We start from the raw sequence: 4,484 nt of genomic DNA, 5'->3' as shown, positions 1-4,484 counted from the left end.
TTACACGTTGTCAACGCCGAACGCGAGTCAAAGTCTTTTGAGGTAAGGGTTTTAGGCTTATTCAGCAAGCCCTAAGTTGTCAGAGGAAGACAGCGGAAGTTTTGACATTACGCCGATGCTTAGCAGCCTGTACACAAAAATAGATGCTTTGCCGGCCTTGAAGATGGAGCTAACCCCGGAAGCTAAGCGACTTTTTACTGCCTTTTACAATGCCACGGAAGACCGACGGGTTGCAGAACCTAAACAGGGTATCCGAGCAATGGTTGGCAAGATGCCTGAGAAGGTCGGCAAGATGGCCGCTATCATTCACACCCTTACCTGTGCCTTCAATGGTGTCGAGGTCAGCTTGCAAATACCCAAGAGCGCTGTGGAAGCGGCGATAAAGTTCGTCGTAATTGCTCAACTAGGGGAAAAAAGGGAGCCATCAGTAGAGAGAGCTTGTTGAATAGATTGATAAGCAGTTAAACCCTGACGCTTGCCAGTATTAACAACTCAACGAACGGCAGCAAACAAATCTCGCCCCCATTCCGAACGGAAGCCATTGGTCACACGGCGAAATATCACGCTCATCCGAATCGCCTGTTCACTACTATTATTCGTGGGTGGAATTGTCGCATCTTCCAGAAATAGAAATAAATTGTCAATCAGCCCACCGTAACGTTTTCGTAACCGTATACCATCCGGATGCTGTGGTGCTAAATCCAAAATTTTGGTTAATCTTTCCTGTAAATTTATTCGATATCTCAAGAGTCTAGTATCATCCATATTCTCCCGTTGCCGATGGATGATAAAAGCCCTTAATAATAACCTCTTCATCGCTGGGGCCAAAATTCTGTCAAGAGCATCAATCGCATATTGGCAATCCCGCAGTTGATGGGCACTCACACACTTGCCATTGTGGTGCTGGGTGATTTTTTTGAGCGCGGGAGAAATCTGACACCCAGATATCGGGACGATGTTCTGCGAGAACTTCGTTAATTACCCCTGTCCCTTGACTCGGGATCCTGAGGTGTAAACAAACATCCTGGTTCTGAAACACCCACTCCCACTCCCACTGTCCGTTAACTCTCGCACTGGTTTCATCTGAACAAATTAATTTTGCCCGCCGCAACCGTTGTAGTATTTGACTTACTGGGTCGTCTAAACTGGTGCGTGACTTTTGCCAACAGGTTTGCGATTGCTCCTTCGGAAATCTTGAGTCCAAAAACGGATGCAAATATGGACGATAGCCGTTCGTAGCTGATGGCATGAGTGTAACCCAGATATGTGACCAAGCTTTGAATTGAACTGCCAAACGGTGAACCTGCTTCCATTCCCCATGGTACAGGGGCCAGATACTCGGTTTGACAGCAGGCACACTGACCACCATAACGTTCTATTCGGGTGATGATGGGGCGAATAGGGGGTAGTTCGATTTTTTCGTAGACGGATTGCAATTTTTGGGTGGCGGCGGTGACTTTCTCTCCACACTGGGGGCAATTTTTGACTTGGGCGATGATTGTTTGGTCGGGATGAGGATGTAGTTCTCGAACCCCTCCGACTCTTCCTAGGCTTCTTTGTCTTTTTATTCCTTGAATTTTCGACGGCTTAATGTTCGGCTTGAAACCTTTGGATGGTGGAGTGCTGGAATTTTTGCTAGTTTTGGTGGGAGATGAGCCTGGTGCCAGGTTCCTATGTGGCTAATGCTGCGCTAAGTTTTGGGATTTCTTGCCATAGCTCTACTATCAAGGCTTCTTTTGCCTCGTTCGATAGTTGCTTTAAGTCGGGGAGTTTTTCCATTCCTTTATCTAGTGTCTATCTCCTCTTCTTGTCAAGGGGGTTGAGCAATTACAAGTTTTATAATACTGGGAAATGGGTAATTTGGTCATCAAATTATCTAATCAGTTTTAACCAAAAGGGGTTTGTTTTTATGCCGATCGAGTTTGCGAAGTATCAGGGACTGGGAAATGATTTTATTCTGATTGACAACCGCCACTCGTCAGAACCCGCGATCTCACCAGAACAAGCTGTGGATTTGTGCGATCGACATTTCGGGATTGGCGCAGACGGTGTGATATTTGCTCTTCCCGGTCAAAACGGCACTGACTATACGATGCGGATTTTTAACTCCGACGGTTCGGAACCGGAAATGTGCGGCAACGGGATTCGCTGTTTGGCTAAGTTTATCGCTGATTTGGAAGCGTCAGAGGCGAAAACTCAGTACCGCATCCACACTCTGGCTGGTGTGATTACCCCGGAATTGCGATCGGACGGTCAGGTTAAGGTGGATATGGGAGTTCCCCGGCTGCTGGCGGCGGAAATTCCGACAACTTTGGCCGCACCGGATGCGAAAGTTATAGATGTGCCGATCGAAGTTGCTGATAAATCTTGGTCTGTTACCTGCGTCAGCATGGGCAATCCTCACTGCATTACATTTGTAGAGGATGTTGCGGCTGTTGCTTTAGAAACTGTCGGGCCTCAATTCGAGCACAACCAAGCATTCCCGCAGCGTACCAATACGGAGTTTATTCAAGTGATACGTTCGGACTACGTAAAAATGCGGGTGTGGGAAAGAGGCGCGGGTGTTACTCTAGCTTGTGGGACTGGTGCTTGTGCTGCTGTGGTAGCTGGGGTGTTGGTAGGGAAGTGCGATCGGGCAACTGCGGTTGAACTCCCCGGCGGCGTTTTGGAAATCGAATGGGCAGAAGTTTCTGGGCGGATTTACATGACCGGGCCGGCACAGCGAGTATTTACTGGTTGTATTAGTCATTAGTCATCAGTCATCAGTTATTAGTCATCAGTCACTGGTCAGAAGGAATTTTTTGTTGAATTAACAAACAATAAAAATTATTGACTTCAAAATTTTTATTGAATTCTGACCAATGCCTTCCGCCTTCACAACTTATTGGCTGCGGACTGAAGACTGAAGACTAATAACTAAGCCTGAAATCTAAAATCTAAAATCTAAAACCTAAAATCTAAAATTAAGTAGGTGGGCTTGCATGGCTGGAGGTATTTATCTGATTCAGGACGACGACAGGCTGGTAGAAATGATGGAACAGCCCTACGACTCGGAAGACCAGTTACAAGACTTGCTAGTAACTTATCCCAATTTGATCGCGGGAGACCAAATCGATCGGGCTACGGCGCGGAGATGGCTGTTAATTTCGCGGGAAGCTGCACCTAGCGATGAGGAAACAGCGGTGCAGTGGTCGCTGGATCATTTGTTTCTCGACCAAAATGCAGTTCCTACTTTGGTGGATGTCCGGCGAACTCCTAATGCCGAACTGCGGCAAAAAGTTTTGGGTCAGTCGATCGACTATGCTGCTAATGCGTTGGTTTACTGGCCTGTCGATTCAATTATTGCTCTGTTTGAAGCTAATTGTCGCGATCGGGGTCGCGATCCCGAACAGATTTTTGAAGAGTTTCTCGGCGCAAATGCTAATGAAGACAGATTTTGGCAGAAGGTTAAAACTAATTTGCAAGCCGGTAAAGTTCGCTTAGTGTTTGTAGCTGACGAGATTTCTGCTGAAATGCGCCGAGTTGTGGAATTTCTCAACGAACAAATGGACCCGGTTGAAGTTTTGGCCCTGGAAATTAAGCAGTATGTAAGCGAAGACGGTTTGAAAACGCTGGTTCCCAGAGTGATCGGTCAGACAGCGGAAGCACAGCAGAAAAAATCCAGCGCAACGCGCGAAAGAAGGCGCTGGGATGAATCTTCATTTTTTGCGGAAATCCAAGCTAGACGGGGCGCGGACGAGGCGCAAATAGCAAAAGAAATTTACCTGTGGGCAAAAAGTCAAGAACCCGAAGTTCAAATCCACTGGGGAACGGGGGATGCCTACGGCGGTTTCGCGGCTCAATTGCCTCAAAGGGGAAGAAAACCCTATCAGTTATTCACTGTAGATATTGCTGGCAGAATGGAGATTTCTGCTGATAATTACGGTTCCAGGCCGCCGTTTAATGCGGATCACAATTGGCTGCAATTGAGAAGTAAACTGACTTCGATCGGTCTGTCGCTGCCTACAGAACCTGGGGAGAGAAGGTCGCCGAGTCTGGCTTTGTTTACTTTGCAAGATGAATCTGCCCTCAAGCAAGTTATGCAAACTTTTGACTGGGTGATTGAGCAAATTAAAACGTTATAGTTACACTCACAGAGGAGAGAAACGGAGGAAACGGCAGTGCCGTTTCCCTACCCGGATTAATTGTAGGGAAACGGTACTGCCCATTAGTGTCAACTTAACGTAAAACCGATAGTCCGGCAAGGGTTGAAACCCCTGCCTCAAAGCTAAAGTCCTCTCAAAGAGGACTAAGGAGTTTTTCAGTCCTCTTTGAGAGGACTTTAGCTATAAGCCCCGTGGAATTCATTCCCTGGCGAAGAGTGCCGGGTGGGCGGGATGACTGGCGCACAAAAAGCTGAAGTTGACACTTACAGCAGATTCCATGTATATGTGGTACACTAGATTCAGTAGCCTCACCAGAAAAAATGAAAGCTTATTCAATAG

General features: G+C 47.1%; 4 protein-coding genes. 3 read left to right on the top strand and 1 reads right to left on the bottom strand.

Translation table 11 applies throughout. The annotated features are described in order from the left end of the window. Nucleotides 1-76 precede the first annotated feature (76 nt). Nucleotides 77-445 (top strand): DUF3987 domain-containing protein, encoded by a 369-nt coding sequence (locus tag QUA70_RS28125; RefSeq protein WP_333410774.1) that lies wholly within the window; start codon nucleotides 77-79, stop codon nucleotides 443-445. A 47-nt stretch (nucleotides 446-492) separates the two neighbouring features. Here the strand turns inward: QUA70_RS28125 and QUA70_RS28120 are convergent, their stop codons facing one another. Then, the gene (locus tag QUA70_RS28120; RefSeq protein WP_333410772.1) at nucleotides 493-885 is read right to left on the bottom strand and encodes an IS66 family transposase; all 393 of its coding nucleotides are present in this window, start codon (nucleotides 883-885) and stop codon (nucleotides 493-495) included. Nucleotides 886-1,909: 1,024 nt separating this feature from the next. Here QUA70_RS28120 and dapF point away from each other — a divergent pair. Both dapF and QUA70_RS28110 read left to right on the top strand, forming a co-directional pair. Beyond that, nucleotides 1,910-2,752 carry a diaminopimelate epimerase gene (gene dapF / locus QUA70_RS28115; RefSeq protein ID WP_333336240.1) on the top strand — a complete coding sequence of 281 codons (843 nt, stop codon included), beginning with the start codon at nucleotides 1,910-1,912 and terminating at the stop codon, nucleotides 2,750-2,752. A gap of 229 nt (nucleotides 2,753-2,981) precedes the next feature. Continuing rightward, nucleotides 2,982-4,124 (top strand): hypothetical protein, encoded by a 1,143-nt coding sequence (locus QUA70_RS28110; RefSeq protein WP_333336242.1) that lies wholly within the window; start codon nucleotides 2,982-2,984, stop codon nucleotides 4,122-4,124. Nucleotides 4,125-4,484 lie beyond the last annotated feature (360 nt).

This window comes from Microcoleus sp. LAD1_D5, assembly GCF_036702115.1.
Lineage (GTDB): Bacteria > Cyanobacteriota > Cyanobacteriia > Cyanobacteriales > Microcoleaceae > Microcoleus.
Note: the sequence above shows the minus strand (reverse complement) of the source record. Positions and strands in the feature narration are given on the sequence as shown.

Excerpts from the sequence above, each read along its gene's own strand:
- dapF (WP_333336240.1), top strand. The coding sequence starts at position 1,910 with ATGCCGATCGAGTTTGCGAAGTATCAGGGACTGGGAAATGATTTTATT.
- QUA70_RS28110 (WP_333336242.1), top strand. The coding sequence starts at position 2,982 with ATGGCTGGAGGTATTTATCTGATTCAGGACGACGACAGGCTGGTAGAA.